The sequence below is a fragment of the Pseudomonas sp. MT92 genome, assembly GCF_058792515.1.
The window spans coordinates 271,529-286,582 of record NZ_JBXAFA010000008.1 but is presented as its reverse complement, the minus strand read 5'-3'; the positions used below and the strand labels follow the sequence as shown (position 1 = coordinate 286,582).

Genomic DNA, 15,054 nt, shown 5'->3' with positions numbered 1-15,054 from the left:
CCCCGCAAGAATCACCGTTTGCGGCAGAGCGTGAGCCCATCGCCCAACGGCAACATCGACAGGTCCAAGCGCGAGTCATCCTTCAAGGCACCGTTGAGCGCCTGGATGGCTCGGGTGTCTGCGCTCAGCGGACGCTCTTCCAGTACCCGCCCGCTCCACAGCGTGTTATCGAACACCGCCAATCCACCCACCCGCAGCAGCCGCAGCGCGTGTTCAAGGTAGGTGGGATAATTGGCCTTGTCGGCGTCGATGAAGACCAGATCGAATTGCCCGCCCTGCCCTTGCCTCTCCAGTTCGGCCAGGGTCTCCAGCGCGGGTGCCAAACGCAGATCAATACGCTCGGCCAGGCCGGCTTCCCGCCAGTAACGACGTGCGGTGGCATTGTAGTCGCCGGGAATATCGCAGCAGATCATCGAGCCGTCATCGGGCAGTGCCGCAGCCATGCACAGCGCGCTGTACCCCGTGAACGTTCCGATTTCCAGCAGACGTCGCGCGCCAGTCAGCTTCACCAGCAATGCAAGAAACTGCCCCTGCTCCGGCGCCACCTGCCAGCGCGCCATGGGCAACGCCTGGGTTTCGTCGCGCAAGCGTTTGAGCAGCGGGGTTTCGCGCAGGGACACATCAAGCAGGTAGTGATAGAGCGAATCGTCAAGATTGAGCGTGCGAGCGGTCATGACAGCACCCTCTGGCTGTTACGGGTTGCGCGCCAGGTGTTCCGGTTGCAGGACGCGCTTGGCGCTCAGGTAGGCTTTCTGCCAATACGCCTTCGACAAGCTGTCGAGCTTCACCGTGCCGCCGGTGGCAGGCGCGTGGACGAAGCGACCTTCGCCGACGTAGATACCTGCATGACTGACCTGCGAACCGCCATTGGTGGCGAAGAAGATCAGGTCACCTGTCTGCAGGCCTTCCTTGCCCACATTGGCCGCTTGCATGGAGATCATTTCGCGAGTGGTGCGCGGCAGCGAGATACCGGTGACATCACGGTACACGTAGCCGATCAGCCCGCTGCAATCGAACCCGGAATCCGGTGTATTGCCACCCCAGCGATACGGCGTACCCACCAGGCCCAACGCACGAAACAGTACGTCTTCCGCTTCAGGCGAAAAGGCTTGGGAGGAACCGAAAACGAGAGGAGTGCGAGCCACCGGCGCAGGCGGCGGTGTGCGGCTGGCGCAAGCGCTGAGCAGCGCTGCGAAAAGCATGATTGCGAGGCGGGCCGACGTCGACATAAGCAGAGCATCCTGATCTGGCTGCGGCGTTTTTCTGCTGGAGTGCAGAAAAGAAAACCGCCTGCGCGTTACGCAGGCGGTTTGCCATCATTCATTGACCAGATTCTAGCGCTTATGCGGCAAACTTCAAGTAAGACTTTAAGTTCGCCTTACAAAATGTCCGCTTAATTGCGTGCGGTCACGATCGGAGCCGCGTTTGGCGCCATCGCGAGAGCTCGCTTGGCTTCGATGAAGGTCTTGCTCCAGTAGCTGTCGCCCAGGCTATCAATCCGGACACCACCGCTTTTGCGGCTGCTGGAGTGGATGAACTGGTTGTCACCCAGGTAGATCCCGGCGTGACTGACACGACCGCGACGACCGTTGGTGGCGAAGAACAGCAGATCGCCAGGCTTGAGCTTGCTGCGAGACACCAGTGGCGCATCCACGTTGATCATTTCGCGAGTGGAGCGTGGCAGGTTCATGCCGGCTTGTTCACGGAACAGATAGCCAATAAACCCACTGCAATCGAAACCGGCTTCAGAAGTACCGCCAAAACGGTAACGGGTACCGATCAGGGACATGCCGCGTTCGAGGATGCTGTCAGCCAGCGCCGGAAGTTGATACGACTTGCCATCGGCGAAGTCAGCCAGCTCTTTTTCAGTGGCCTTCTCTTCCTGGTAAAAAGCGTCCTGGTAAAGAGCGGACGACTGTGCGGTAACAGAATTTTTAACCTGTTGCTGCTGCTCTTGCTGGGACACTGGAGAGTGAGCAGCGCAACCGAACAACAGGGTGACGAGTGCGAGAGGCACGAGGGGTGCGAAGCGCTTTAGCATGGGCACGACCGTGGCTGATAGTTGTAAAGAAGTCGAGACTATGCCCGCTATCATCCTCATTTGCAAATTCAATCGAACTTTTTGTGACTTATCGGTTTCTTGCCAACATCTAAGCGCTTAAGCCCATATTAAACACTTGCGCAGCCTGCAGCCCTGCAGGAAAGCGTATTTCCTGGCGCCTGAAATATGCCGAAAGCCCCGCCGGCCTTGGCATTCCCGGCTTTTTTTCTACCAGCCGAGCGTCTCTTTCAGGAAGGGAATAGTCAGCTTGCGCTGTGCTTGAAGGGAGGCCTGATCGAGCCGCTCGAGCAATTCGAAAAGCGCACTCATGCTGCGGGTTCCACGGGTCAAAATAAAATGCCCGACCTCGTCGGTCAGATGCAGTCCCCGCCGCGATGCGCGAAGTTGCAGGGCACGCAATTTGTCTTCGTCCGAAAGCGGACGCATCTGGAAGATCAGCGCCAGGGTCAGGCGGGATTTGAGGTCTGCCAGCTTCACCGGCAGCTCACGCGGGGAAGTCGATGCGGCAATCAACAGCCGTCGGCCACTGTCGCGCAGGCGATTGAACAGATGGAACAGCGCTTCTTCCCAGTCGGCCTTGCCGGCCACCGCTTGAAGATCATCCAGGCAGACCAGTTCGTACTGTTCAAGGTTGTCGAGAATTTCGATACCGCGGTCCAGCAATTCGGCCAACGGCAAATACACCGCCGGCTCGCCCAACTGCTCGAAGCGCAGGCAGGCCGCCTGCAACAGATGCGTACGCCCTACCCCGTCCTTGCCCCATAGGTAAATCAGGCTTTCGGTCCAGCCGGCGTCGGCTTCGCATAGACGCTCGACATAGCCGAGTGCAGCGGCATTGGCGCCTGGGTAGTAGTTGATAAAGGTGGCGTCATCACGCAGACGCACACCTAGGGGCAGCTGAATCGGTTTCATGCTGACTGAACAGTTCCAAAGGAACCGTTAGTGGCCTCTGTGTAAAGTTTGCGAAGTTTATACCCGTGACGCCGACCGCACAATGCGACAGACCACAAGCAAAATCAAAGGTTTGCGTTGGCGCCCTGATTTTATGACAGTTTCTTTGGCGGAGCCGGCGATAACCCGGCGCCGAGCCGGGCTACCCATGACAAGGCCTAGAGCTCAGGTTCATCAACACCCGAGTACATATCAGAATCCTTATACAAATCATGCACATGGCGCACCAGCACCATAATCACCGCCGCGACCGGCAGCGCCAGCAAAACGCCAGTAAACCCGAACAACTCACCACCGGCCAGAATGGCGAAAATCACCGCCACCGGGTGCAGGCCAATCCGGTCACCCACCAGCAAAGGCGTCAGCACCATGCCTTCGAGCGCTTGCCCCACCATGAACACCGCGACGATGCCGACCATGGGATACAGATCGCCACCAAACTGAAACAGGCCCGCGATCAAGGCGGCGCCGATACCAATGACGAAGCCCATGTAAGGCACGATGGCGGCCAGACCGGCAATCAGGCCGATCAACAGCCCCAACTCCAGCCCCACCAGCATCAGGCCCGCGGCATAGATCACACCCAACGCCACCATCACCAGCAATTGGCCACGGACAAACGCTCCCAGCACCTCATGACATTCACCGGCCAGCGACACCACGCGCTCTTCACGGTCGCGCGGCAGCAGGCTGCGGATCTTGGCCATCATCAGGTCCCAGTCCCGCAGCAGGTAAAAACTCACGACCGGAATCAACACCAGGTTGGCCAGCCAGCCAATCACCGCCAGGCCGGAAGCCGTCGCCTGACTCAGTACCACGCCGACGATATCGGAGGTCTGGCCCATGTGCTCGCTGATCGCAGCCTTGAGTTTGTCGAATTTCCAGAAACCCTCTGACAACCCGAACTTCGATTGCGCCCACGGCAATGCGGTGTGCTGCAGCCAATCGAGCATCTGTGGCGCCAGCTCATACAACCGGAACAACTGCTTGGCGAGCATCGGCACCAGCACCAGCAGCAGCGCGGTGAAGATCAAGGTGAAGAGCGCGAACACCGCGACCACACCCAAGGTCCGAGACAACCCGGCCTTTTCCAGCCGATCCACCAATGGATCAAACAGATAGGCCAGCAGCAACGCCACCAGGAACGGCGTAAGGATCGGATGCAACAGCCAGACAAACGCGCAGAGCAGGACTACTCCACCCAACCAGAACCAACGCCGCGTATCGACCATGAACCACTCCATTGCTTCTATATAAAGAAAGATAATCTACCAGCGGAAATGCAATTGCGGCGTCGCAACCGGAGCTGGCGCTACAGCCGGGGTCGAACCGTCCGCTACGGGCTGGACAGGGAGTGCCGGTGCCGGGGTTGGCGCCGCCGCCACCTCCTGCAACTTCGCCAGTGACAACTGCGCGCGCAATTGATCGGTACTGCCATTGACCCGATACAGAATCCGGTCACCGTCGACACTTTGCGGACGCCCGCCAAAGGGTTCCAGTAAACGTCCGAGCGTCGCGTAGCGCTCAAGGTTCATGCCTTGCACTTCCAGCAACTGCTGCGTCGAAGCCCCCGGCCTGGCGACGAATCGCGGCGCCAGACGCTCATTGACCGCGAGCATCACTGCATCCGCCACGGCAGCCTGATCGGCTCCCTGCACACTGCCGGCTTCTTTCTGGTCACCCAGCCATAAATGCCATTTGGCCTGCCATTGACCGCCCTCTTCGCGGGCATGCACCGCCAGCACGGCGTCGGCGTTGTAACGTTCCGAGGCGGCGCGCAACGCAGCCGGATCGGTACTTTCCAGATTCGGCGCCGTGGCGACGACTTGCTCATTCAGGTCCGCAAGCGGCAGGCGCAACGGCAAACCACGGTGCTGCGCTGCCCGGCGCAACGGCATCGCACTGGCCTGGCCATCGCCCACCAGGCTTGACCCCTCCGTGGAGTCGTTCAACCACCAGCCGAGGATCGACGGCCGATTGGCGCCCCACATGGCCAACCCGGCGCGACGTAACGCCTGCTCGGTGGTTGTCGGGTCGAAATCGACCTTCAACACTTCCGGCGGCCCTGCGTCAAAGCCGTACTGACTGATGATTTGCTGGGGATCTTTGCGAATCGCCGCCAACCCCGGACTCTGCGCTGCCTTGGGGTCACCGGTCAGGCGCAATACCAGGGTGTCCAGCGCGCGCTGAGTCGCTTGATCACGCTCCTCCTGCGTCTGGCTGCTGACGGGCTCGCGTACTTGATAGAGGCCTTTGACGGTTTCGGCATGAGTGACCAGACTGGTCAGGGATAAACAGCCCACAAACAAGAATTTAGAAAAACGCATGGAAGATTCCTGGCGACAAGAGCGGCTGGAACAGACCGCATGAAGACGATCGAGCAAGGCTGTGACCATCGCCCGGCGCAAAACATTCACACGTCCCGAGTAAGTTTTCGCACTGTCATAACGATAGACGCTTAATGGCGGTACCTTGAGCAGGCGTGAAGGATGCCACCAAACGGAACAAATACGGTTTTTTTAGGCGGATATGCCCCTGCCGTCGGCCTGAGGATGGCCGCTGCCCTTCAAGCCTGATAAAATCGCGCGCCTTCGCAGACCGGCAACAGCCGGGCACCTTCGAATATCGCGTGAGGCAATCGCCCTCGTCGATTTCGGCGGCCCCGCTGGACCCGGTCGTTACCCCTGAATCCCCCCTAAAGGCCTGGATCATGAGCAAGCAACCCTCCCTGAGCTACAAGGACGCCGGTGTAGACATCGACGCCGGTGAAGCATTGGTCGAACGCATCAAGAGCGTCGCCAAGCGCACTGCGCGCCCGGAAGTCATGGGCGGCCTGGGCGGTTTTGGCGCCCTCTGCGAAATCCCGGCCGGCTACAGACAGCCTGTGCTGGTTTCCGGTACCGACGGCGTCGGCACCAAACTGCGCCTGGCGCTGAACCTGAACAAACACGACAGCATCGGCATCGACCTGGTTGCCATGTGCGTCAACGACCTGGTGGTCTGCGGCGCCGAGCCGCTGTTCTTCCTCGACTACTACGCCACCGGCAAACTGAACGTCGACACTGCGGCCCAGGTCGTGACCGGCATCGGTGCTGGCTGCGAGCTGTCCGGCTGCTCCCTGGTGGGCGGCGAAACCGCTGAAATGCCTGGCATGTACGAAGGCGAAGACTATGACCTGGCCGGTTTCTGCGTCGGCGTCGTGGAGAAATCCGAAATCATCGACGGCTCCAAAGTCGCAGCCGGCGATGCCCTGCTCGCCCTGCCGTCGTCCGGCCCGCACTCCAACGGTTACTCGCTGATCCGCAAGATCATCGAAGTGTCCGGTGCCGACATCGAAAACACCCAGCTCGACGGCAAGCCGCTGACCGACCTGCTGATGGCCCCGACCCGTATCTACGTCAAGCCGCTGCTCAAGCTGATCAAGGAAACCGGCGCCGTCAAAGCCATGGCCCACATCACCGGTGGCGGCCTGCTGGACAACATTCCACGCGTGCTGCCAAAAGGCGCCCAAGCAGTGGTTGACGTGGCAAGCTGGACCCGCCCGGCGGTGTTCGACTGGCTGCAAGAGAAAGGCAACGTCGACGAGAACGAAATGCACCGCGTCCTGAACTGCGGCGTAGGCATGGTCATCTGCGTGGCGCAAGAGCACGTGGACGCTGCCCTGAAGGTCCTGCGCGAAGCTGGCGAGCAACCTTGGGTCATCGGTCAGATCTCCACCGCTGCCGAAGGCGCGGCCCAGGTTGAACTGAAGAACCTCAAGGCTCACTGATGCCTAGGACCTGTGATGTGGTGGTGCTGCTGTCCGGCACCGGCAGTAACTTGCAGGCCTTGATCGACAGCACGCGGACCGGCGACAGCCCGGTCCGCATCGCTGCGGTGATCTCCAACCGCGCCGACGCCTACGGCCTGCAACGCGCCAGGGATGCGGGCATCGACACCCGCTTCCTGGATCACAAGGCTTTCGACGGCCGCGAGGCCTTCGATGCCGCTCTGATTGAACTGATCGACGCCTTCAATCCCAAACTCGTGGTCCTGGCCGGTTTCATGCGCATCCTCAGCGCTGACTTCGTTCGCCACTATCAGGGCCGCCTGCTCAATATCCATCCTTCGCTGCTGCCCAAATACAAAGGGTTACACACTCATCAGCGAGCGCTGGAAGCCGGGGACACCGAACACGGCTGCTCCGTGCACTTCGTCACCGAGGAACTCGATGGCGGACCACTGGTCGTACAGGCTGTAATACCGGTAGAGTTGCACGACTCGCCGCAGAGTCTGGCGCAGCGGGTCCATGTTCAGGAACACCTGATTTACCCGATGGCCGTCCGCTGGTTTGCAGAAGGCCGGTTATCGCTCGGCGAGCATGGTGCTTTACTGGATGGACAGTTACTCGCGGCCAGCGGCCACTTGATTCGAACCTAGGAGATTTTATGCGTCGTGCCCTGCTCTTCGCTTGCGCTCTGCTCGCCTTGCCCTTCGCGCAGGCTGCAGACCTTCAACCTTTCTCCGCCAGCTACACCGCCGACTGGAAGCAGTTGCCCATGAGCGGCACCGCCGAACGCAGCCTGACCAAGGAAGCCAATGGCGTCTGGAAACTCAGCTTCAAGGCTTCGATGATGATCGCCAGCCTGTCCGAAGAAAGCACGCTGACCGTCGACAAAGACACTCTGCTGCCGCAGTCCTACCACTTCGCACGCGGCGGTCTGGGCAAGGCCAAGAAAGCTGATCTGGACTTCGACTGGACGGCCAAGAAGGTCACCGGCACCGATCGTGGCGACGCGGTCAATATTCCGCTCAATCGCGGCATGGTCGACAAATCCACCTATCAACTGGCGCTGCAGCACGACGTGGCCGCCGGCAAAAAGAGCATGAGCTATCAGGTTGTCGATGATGGCGAAGTCGATACCTATGACTTCCGCGTGCTGGGTTCGGAAAAAGTCGACACCAAGGCTGGCCAGATCGATGCGATCAAGGTCGAGCGCGTGCGTGACCCGACTCAAAGCAAGCGCACCACCGTGCTGTGGTTCGCCAAGGACTGGGATTACCTGCTGGTCCGTCTGCAACAGGTCGAAACCGACGGCAAGGAGTACAACATCATGCTCCTGGACGGCAAGGTCAACGGCAAGACCGTCAAAGGCAGCTGAGCCTGATCAAGACAAAGAGCCCCGCAATCGCGGGGCTTTTTCATGCAGGAACAAAAAACCGGAACGCGTCGCCGCGCGCATGCTCTATACCTTCAAGGTCTTTTTTGATCGAATGACTTTTCCTGTCGCTTGCGAGGTTTCCCATGACTGTCACCGTCAACACCGTTTCCGCCGAAGGTTTGCGTCACAGCGTCCAGATCGACGACCATGAACTCTTTGCCGATGCGCCCACCACCACCGGTGGCGAGGGTTCGGCGCCAGAGCCACACGACTACTTCGACGCCGCCCTCGGTGCCTGCAAGGCCCTGACACTGAAAATGTACGCGAAGAAAAAAGACATCCCGCTCACCGGTGTCGGCGTCGAGGTCAAGCGCGACAACAGCCAGGAGCAGAAAGGCAAGTACGCGCTGCACGTCAAACTGACCCTCAAGGGCGTGCTGACCGATGCCCAGCGCGAAGAACTGCATCGCGTGGCGGATCGTTGCCCGATCCACAAATTGATGACCACCAGCGAAGTCAGCATCGAAACCCATTTGTCCGAAGGCGCTTTCAGCCAATAGCGGCAAGGGCTGCGCAAGCGGGTTATGCTCGAATGCATCACCCGCTCAGTCTGGAATGCACAATGAACACTCCGCTCGTGATCCGCCCCCGCGCCGAAGATGTCGAGGGCCAGCCGATTCTTCGCCCACTGCCGTCCGCCAAATGCCGCAGCGTCGGACCCTTCGTATTTTTCGACCACATGCTGGAAACCCGCTACCCGCCGGGCAAAGGCATGAACATCCGCCAGCATCCACATATAGGCCTCTCCACCCTCACCTACCTGTTCCAGGGGCAGATCCAGCACAAGGACAGCCTCGGTTCAGATCAGGTCGTGGATACCGGTGATGTCAGCTGGATGACCGCCGGCAGCGCCATTGCCCACGTCGAGCGCACGCCAGAGGCGCTCAAGGAAAACGGCTTTACGATGCACGGCCTGCAAATCTGGCTGGCCTCGCCCAAGGATCATGAGCAAGGCCCGGGACATTACAGCCATCACCCCGCCGCCACACTGCCGGTCAGCGAGAACCTGGGGGTGAAAATCCGCATGATTGCCGGGACGGGCTTCTGCCTGGAATCGCCAGTCCCCGTACTGTCTCCGACGCTCTATGCGGAGTTGACCCTGCAAACGGCGACGACGCTACTGATTCCAACCGAACATGAAGAACGTGCGCTATATGTCTTGAGCGGCGAGGTGCAACTGGACGGTGAGCCTGTGGAGCCCAATGCACTGGTGGTATTGCCTGAAGGGGAAGAAATGACTTTGTTCGCCGAAAGCGACTGTCATGCCGTGTTGTTTGGCGGCGCACCGCTGGATGGTCCGCGACGAATCAACTGGAATTTTGTGGCGAGCAATCCGGCGGCTATCGATGAAGCGCGCCGACGCTGGGTGGCCGGGGATTGGCCAACCGTACCGGGGGAAAGCGAGCGGATCGAATTGCCTTAGGTGTCAATGAAATCGCCATCGCGAGCAGGCTCGCGATGGGGCCGGCACAAATGCCGGCCAATTTCAGATCAAGAGTCGCAATCAGCCCTTGAACACTTCATCCAACAAGTTATGCATCGAGGTAAATGCCCGAGCGGCAACCTTGGCGTCGTACATCATCATGCCAGGCACATTCGCATGCGGGTCGGTGAACGAATGGAACGCTCCGCCGTAGCTCAGCAGTTGCCAATCCACGCCAGCGGCATTCATTTCCTCTTCAAACGCCGGCAGTTGCTCTTTCGGCACCAATGGATCGGAAGCGCCGTGCAGGACCAACACCTTACCCTTGATGTTTTTCGCATCGTTGACGTCCGGTGTATCCAGCGTGCCGTGGAATGAGACCGCAGCCTTCACCGGCGCACCGGTACGGGCCAACTCCAGCGCGCAGCAACCCCCAAAGCAGAAACCGAACGTGGCCAGCTTCGAGGTATCGACGGCCACTTCGCCCTGGCTTTGCAGCTGCTCGAACGCCACTTTCATGCGCTTACGCAGCAATGGGCGGTCATTCTTCAACGGCATCATCGCCGCGCCCGCTTCATCGTTATTTTGTGGACGAACCGATTGGCCGTAGAGATCAGCGATCAGGACCACGTATCCCTTGGCCGCCACCGACTTGGCGATTTCCTCGGCGCCAGCGCTGACGCCCATCCAGTTCGGCGCCATCAACAGGCCCGGACGCGGGCCCTTATGGTCGGCATCAAAGGCCACACGGCTTTCGTAGGGCTGACCGTCAATCTGATAGGCAACGGAACGTACAGTGATTTGGCTCATTTCTAACTCCTGATTTTTTAAACACCAGAATGAAAAAACCCGCCGAAGCGGGTTTTTCTACAACGCTGTTAAGCCGACAGCTCAACCAATAGCTTGTTCAGACGACGCACATAGGCCGCCGGATCCTTCAAGCTGTCGCCGGCCGCCAGGGCCGCTTGATCGAAGAGGATGTGCGACAGGTCGCCGAAGCGTTCGTCACTTTGCTCTTTATCGAGCTTCTCGATCAGCGGGTGAGCCGGGTTGAATTCGAAGATCGGCTTCGAATCCGGGACCTTCTGCCCACTGGCTTCCAGGATCTGACGCATTTGCAGGCCCAGGTCCTGCTCGCCGATGGCCAGAATCGCCGGGGAATCGGTCAGGCGATGGGAAACCCGGACTTCGGCGACGGATTCGCCCAGTGCGGTTTTCAGACGCTCAACCAGACCTTCTTTGGACTTGGCGACTTCTTCCGCGGCCTTCTTGTCCTCTTCCGAGTCCAGGTTGCCCAGGTCCAGGTCACCGCGTGCCACGTCAACAAAGCTCTTGCCGTCGAAATCGTTGAGGTAGCTCATCAGCCACTCGTCGATACGGTCGGTCAGCAGCAGCACTTCGATGCCTTTCTTGCGGAAGACTTCCAGGTGCGGGCTGTTTTTGACTTGCGCGTAGGTTTCGCCAGTCAGGTAGTAGATCTTGTCCTGACCTTCCTTGGCGCGCGCCAGGTAATCGGCCAGACCGACCACTTGTTCGCCGTCGTCACCGTTGGTCGACGCGAAACGCAGCAGGCCAGCGATTTTCTCTTTGTTGGCGAAGTCTTCCGCCGGGCCTTCTTTCATGACCTGACCGAAGTTTTTCCAGAAGCCCTTGTATTGCTCAGGCTCGTTTTTCGCCAGTTTTTCCAGCATGTCCAGAACGCGCTTGGTCAGCGCCGACTTCATGGAGTCGATGATCGGGTCTTTCTGCAGGATTTCCCGCGACACGTTCAGCGACAGGTCGTTGGAGTCAACCACGCCCTTGATGAAACGCAGGTACAGCGGCAGGAACGACTCCGCCTGATCCATGACGAACACGCGCTGCACGTAAAGCTTCAAGCCTTTCGGCGCTTCACGCTGGTACAGGTCGAACGGCGCACGAGCCGGCACGTACAGCAGCGAGCTGTACTCCAGCTTGCCTTCAACCTTGTTGTGGCTCCAGCTCAGCGGGTTTTCGAAGTCGTGAGCGATGTGCTTGTAGAACTCCTGGTATTCCTCGTCCTTGACCTCGGTACGCGGACGGGTCCACAGGGCGCTGGCGCGGTTGACGGTTTCCCATTCGGCGGCCGGCTTCTCTTCGCCTTCGACGGCCGCCACTTCTTTCGGCAACTCGATCGGCAAGGCGATGTGGTCGGAATACTTCTTGATGATGTTGCGCAGGCGCCAGCCATCGGCGAACTCGTCTTCACCGGATTTCAGGTGCAGGACGATACGGGTACCGCGCTCGGCTTTCTCGATGGTTGCAACTTCAAAGTCACCTTCGCCCTTGGACGACCAGTGCACGCCTTCGCTGGCGGCGCTGCCGGCACGACGGCTGAACACGTCAACTTTGTCGGCGACGATGAATGCAGAGTAGAAGCCGACACCGAACTGACCGATCAGGTGCGAATCTTTCTTCTGGTCACCGGTCAGGTGCTTCATGAAATCGGCGGTGCCGGATTTGGCGATGGTGCCCAGGTGCGTGATCGCATCCTCACGGCTCATGCCAATGCCGTTGTCTTCGAGGGTGACGGTCTTGGCGTCCTTGTCGAAGCTCACACGGATCTTCAGCTCGGCGCCACCTTCCAGCAGTTCCGGCTTGGACAGCGCTTCGAAACGTAATTTGTCTACAGCGTCAGAGGCGTTCGAGATCAGTTCGCGAAGGAAAATTTCCTTGTTGGAATACAGCGAATGGATCATGAGGTGCAGCAGTTGCTTCACCTCGGTCTGGAAGCCCAGGGTTTCCTTTTGAGTTTCCACACTCATGGTCATCAAACTCCAATCAGATGGCTAAGCCGCGACCTTGAAGGCCGGCGGCGGGATGTCATCAGAGTTGGGGGCTGTGTTCAGGATTTCAAGGGCTCCTCGAGTTTGAAATGCGCCCGGGCCGTGGCGATGGGTTCCGCTTCCGTGCTTTGCCAGGCTGTAATCGCCACGTTGGCGACGCGACGTCCCTGGCGACACACCTGGCATCGGGCCCAGGTATCGCGAAACTGCCCGGCGCGCAGGTAGTCGAGGGAGAAATCGATAATCTTCGGCACACCTGGCGAGCCGGTGGACACCAGCAGGTGCAACGCGGCGGCCAGCTCCATAAAACCGGCAATGACACCGCCATGAATAGCCGGCAATAAAGGGTTACCAATGTTGTCCTTGTTGGCCGGCAGACGAAACAGCAGTTCATCCCCCACCCGTGAGCATTCGACGCCGATCAGCGCGGCGTAGGGAATCCGCTGCAGCAATACGCCATAGTCGCCCCGCTCATGAGCCTGTTGCAGCTGCTGCTTGAATGAGTCAGTCATTTCGCATCTCCGGCGATCGCGCCACCAAAGCCTTTTGCGCCCTTGATGCCTTTGCCCATCCGCATGAAGGTGCCCACCACGTGGGCAATGGGTTGCTCGGGATCGTCCTGATAGGCGAAGCCGCGGGCAAAGATCACATCGGTGGTCACGCGGTAGCACTGGGCGAAACCGAAGACGTCTTTATTCGGCTCGGCGGCGTGCATGTAGTCGATGCGCAGGTCGAGGGTCGGGCAGACCTCGAACTCCGACAGCACACAGAGGGTGGACATGCCGCAGGCGGTGTCCATCAGCGTGGTCAGCGCACCGCCATGGATGACGCCGGTTTGCGGATTTCCGACGATTTGCGGGCTATAGGGCAGCACCACCGTGAGCCCTTCGCTGCTGGCGCTGTGAACACGCAGCCCAAGGACCTGGCAATGGCGCAGTGCCGACAGAAATCGTATAGCTCGCTCAAAAACGGGGTTTTCGGCCATTTGATAGAAACTCATATTTAAAAATTCGTGCCGTGAAGTAACGGTCCCGGCAAAAGTTCCGCGTTAGAACAAACTTATATATCTGAACGATTTGAGGAACTTAACCCTGATGGCTGTGCTCGAAAGGCCAGTAGATATTTTCCATAAGGAGAAACACCCCATGCGTAAGACTTTAGCTATTGCCTTGATGTTGACCGCTTCCCTCGGTCTCGCTGCCTGCGATAAAAAATCCGAGGACAAAGCTCAAGATGCCAACAAACATGCTGAGCAAGCTCAGCAAGACATGAACAAAGCTCAGGATAAAGTGAACGACGCTGCGAAAGAAAACGCTGAAGCTGCCAAAGCTCAGGCTGAATCGAACGAAGCAGCGGCAAAAGAAGCCGCGCCTAAAAACTGAAACGGTTTTTAGTGTGATAAGGAAAACCCGCCAAATGCGGGTTTTCTTTTGCCTGCAATTTGATTGGCCGTAACCTCGTTAGAGCAAAATCGTTCGAAAAGTCGGACTAATCATCAACAACAATGAACAGATTAAACCCACCAGCCAAACCAGACTGCGCTGCCATGTCAGGTCTTTCCAGTAGCACAGCAAATAGATAATTCGCGCGATCACAAAGATGATCGCCAACAAGTCAATGAGCCAGCCCGCTGTCTGCGTGGTATGCGCCATCAACACACCCACGGCAAACAATATGAACGCTTCGAAACTGTTCTGGTGCGCGGCCACTGCGCGGGCCCCCAGGCCCGTAAGTTGCGCCTGCTGTTGGCGCGGCAGGTGATTGTTGTAACCGCCCTGCTCTTTCATGGCCTTGGTCACGGGCATACGCGCCACGTAAATCAGCAACGCACTGATAAACACACACCAGAACGGGATACTCATCAAGCCGCCTCTTTGTTCACGTCAGGCAATGGTGCCTCTGTAGGGGTATAGACCATCACGTCGAGAACGTCGGAGTGAAATTCCCGGCGATACAACACAAACACGACACCGGCACTCATCAACATGAACAACCAGGGACTGACGAACCACGCCAGCATGGTCATGCCGAAGTAATAGGAACGCAGACCAAAGTTGAACTGGTTGGCCGCCATGGAGATAACCCGGGCAGCCCGGGACGCGAAGGCTTTGCGCTCCTGCTCGGACACATGGCGTTCACCGACCATGGGTGCGGAACCCACCAGAACGGCCGCGAAGTTGTATTGGCGCATGCACCAGCTGAACGTGAAGAACGCGTAGACGAACACTAGCGCCAGGCACAGCAACTTGATTTCCGACATCCCCTGGGAAGCCTGTTGCACCATCGGGATATCCGCCAGCAGCGACACCGCTCTTTCCGACGCGCCAAGTACCGTGAGGATACCGGCCAGGATAATCAGCGTGCTGGAGGCGAAGAACGATGCATTGCGCTCCAGATTTCCAATCACGCTGGCATCGGCAATGCGGTTGTCACGCAGCAACATGCGGCGCATCCAGTCTTCACGGTACAGGTGCAACACGCTGGCCAGGCACGCGGTGTCGCGGCCCTTCCATGTTGCGTAACGGGTGTAGCCACCCCAGCAGATAACGAACCAGAGGGCGGCGAGAATGTGGATCAGGTTGGCGTGGATGAACGACATGCAGGTCCTTGTGA

At 58.9% G+C, this 15,054-nt stretch carries 18 protein-coding genes; 6 read left to right on the top strand and 12 right to left on the bottom strand.

The features are described 5' to 3' along the window. Positions 1 to 11: 11 nt before the first annotated feature. The 6 genes from AC1Q6D_RS17380 to AC1Q6D_RS17355 form a co-directional block, all read right to left on the bottom strand. On the bottom strand, positions 12 to 674 hold the full coding sequence (locus AC1Q6D_RS17380; protein ID WP_103402535.1) for an O-methyltransferase: 663 nt from the start codon (positions 672 to 674) through the stop codon (positions 12 to 14). An 18-nt stretch (positions 675 to 692) separates the two neighbouring features. Beyond that, entirely contained in the window at positions 693 to 1,229 is a 537-nt protein-coding gene (locus AC1Q6D_RS17375) for a C40 family peptidase (protein ID WP_047531832.1), read from the bottom strand. Between the two features lie 164 nt (positions 1,230 to 1,393). Next, positions 1,394 to 2,041, bottom strand: a complete 648-nt coding sequence (locus AC1Q6D_RS17370; RefSeq protein ID WP_047531836.1) for a C40 family peptidase — start codon at positions 2,039 to 2,041, stop codon at positions 1,394 to 1,396. Between the two features lie 228 nt (positions 2,042 to 2,269). Beyond that, the gene (gene hda / locus AC1Q6D_RS17365) at positions 2,270 to 2,974 is read right to left on the bottom strand and encodes a DnaA regulatory inactivator Hda (protein WP_007898944.1); all 705 of its coding nucleotides are present in this window, start codon (positions 2,972 to 2,974) and stop codon (positions 2,270 to 2,272) included. 197 nt (positions 2,975 to 3,171) lie between these two features. Further along, entirely contained in the window at positions 3,172 to 4,245 is a 1,074-nt protein-coding gene (locus AC1Q6D_RS17360) for an AI-2E family transporter (RefSeq protein ID WP_047531846.1), read from the bottom strand. Positions 4,246 to 4,281: 36 nt separating this feature from the next. Beyond that, positions 4,282 to 5,340 carry a DUF2066 domain-containing protein gene (locus tag AC1Q6D_RS17355; RefSeq protein ID WP_103402534.1) on the bottom strand — a complete coding sequence of 353 codons (1,059 nt, stop codon included), beginning with the start codon at positions 5,338 to 5,340 and terminating at the stop codon, positions 4,282 to 4,284. A gap of 383 nt (positions 5,341 to 5,723) precedes the next feature. Here AC1Q6D_RS17355 and purM point away from each other — a divergent pair, with 383 nt between their 5' ends. From purM to AC1Q6D_RS17330, 5 genes are all read left to right on the top strand, one after another. Then, the gene (gene purM / locus AC1Q6D_RS17350) at positions 5,724 to 6,782 is read left to right on the top strand and encodes a phosphoribosylformylglycinamidine cyclo-ligase (RefSeq protein WP_047531851.1); all 1,059 of its coding nucleotides are present in this window, start codon (positions 5,724 to 5,726) and stop codon (positions 6,780 to 6,782) included. Next, complete coding sequence (purN, locus tag AC1Q6D_RS17345) at positions 6,782 to 7,432, top strand: phosphoribosylglycinamide formyltransferase (protein WP_103402533.1); 651 nt, start codon at positions 6,782 to 6,784, stop codon at positions 7,430 to 7,432. Before purM ends, purN begins: the two co-directional genes overlap by 1 nt. Before the next feature lie 8 nt (positions 7,433 to 7,440). Then, positions 7,441 to 8,154, top strand: a complete 714-nt coding sequence (locus AC1Q6D_RS17340; RefSeq protein ID WP_047531856.1) for a DUF3108 domain-containing protein — start codon at positions 7,441 to 7,443, stop codon at positions 8,152 to 8,154. A gap of 143 nt (positions 8,155 to 8,297) precedes the next feature. Further along, entirely contained in the window at positions 8,298 to 8,714 is a 417-nt protein-coding gene (locus AC1Q6D_RS17335; RefSeq protein WP_103402532.1) for an OsmC family protein, read from the top strand. A gap of 62 nt (positions 8,715 to 8,776) precedes the next feature. Then, positions 8,777 to 9,637 (top strand): pirin family protein, encoded by an 861-nt coding sequence (locus tag AC1Q6D_RS17330; RefSeq protein WP_103402531.1) that lies wholly within the window; start codon positions 8,777 to 8,779, stop codon positions 9,635 to 9,637. 81 nt (positions 9,638 to 9,718) lie between these two features. Here the strand turns inward: AC1Q6D_RS17330 and AC1Q6D_RS17325 are convergent, their stop codons facing one another. From AC1Q6D_RS17325 to AC1Q6D_RS17310, 4 genes are all read right to left on the bottom strand, one after another. Then, on the bottom strand, positions 9,719 to 10,447 hold the full coding sequence (locus AC1Q6D_RS17325) for a dienelactone hydrolase family protein (RefSeq protein ID WP_090464056.1): 729 nt from the start codon (positions 10,445 to 10,447) through the stop codon (positions 9,719 to 9,721). Positions 10,448 to 10,515: 68 nt separating this feature from the next. Further along, a complete protein-coding gene (gene htpG / locus AC1Q6D_RS17320; protein WP_103402735.1) occupies positions 10,516 to 12,420 on the bottom strand; it encodes a molecular chaperone HtpG in 1,905 nt (634 codons plus the stop codon). A gap of 80 nt (positions 12,421 to 12,500) precedes the next feature. After that, on the bottom strand, positions 12,501 to 12,953 hold the full coding sequence (locus tag AC1Q6D_RS17315; protein ID WP_047531865.1) for a PaaI family thioesterase: 453 nt from the start codon (positions 12,951 to 12,953) through the stop codon (positions 12,501 to 12,503). After that, positions 12,950 to 13,426, bottom strand: coding sequence for a PaaI family thioesterase (locus AC1Q6D_RS17310; RefSeq protein WP_103402734.1), 477 nt, complete (start codon positions 13,424 to 13,426; stop codon positions 12,950 to 12,952). Before AC1Q6D_RS17310 ends, AC1Q6D_RS17315 begins: the two co-directional genes overlap by 4 nt. Before the next feature lie 160 nt (positions 13,427 to 13,586). Between AC1Q6D_RS17310 and AC1Q6D_RS17305 the strand changes: the two genes are divergently transcribed. Further along, a complete protein-coding gene (locus tag AC1Q6D_RS17305; RefSeq protein WP_047531867.1) occupies positions 13,587 to 13,823 on the top strand; it encodes a hypothetical protein in 237 nt (78 codons plus the stop codon). Between the two features lie 78 nt (positions 13,824 to 13,901). Here the strand turns inward: AC1Q6D_RS17305 and AC1Q6D_RS17300 are convergent, their stop codons facing one another. After that, positions 13,902 to 14,303 (bottom strand): MAPEG family protein, encoded by a 402-nt coding sequence (locus tag AC1Q6D_RS17300; RefSeq protein WP_103402530.1) that lies wholly within the window; start codon positions 14,301 to 14,303, stop codon positions 13,902 to 13,904. Continuing rightward, the gene (locus AC1Q6D_RS17295; protein WP_103402529.1) at positions 14,303 to 15,040 is read right to left on the bottom strand and encodes a DUF599 domain-containing protein; all 738 of its coding nucleotides are present in this window, start codon (positions 15,038 to 15,040) and stop codon (positions 14,303 to 14,305) included. Before AC1Q6D_RS17295 ends, AC1Q6D_RS17300 begins: the two co-directional genes overlap by 1 nt. Between the last annotated feature and the right edge of the window lie 14 nt (positions 15,041 to 15,054).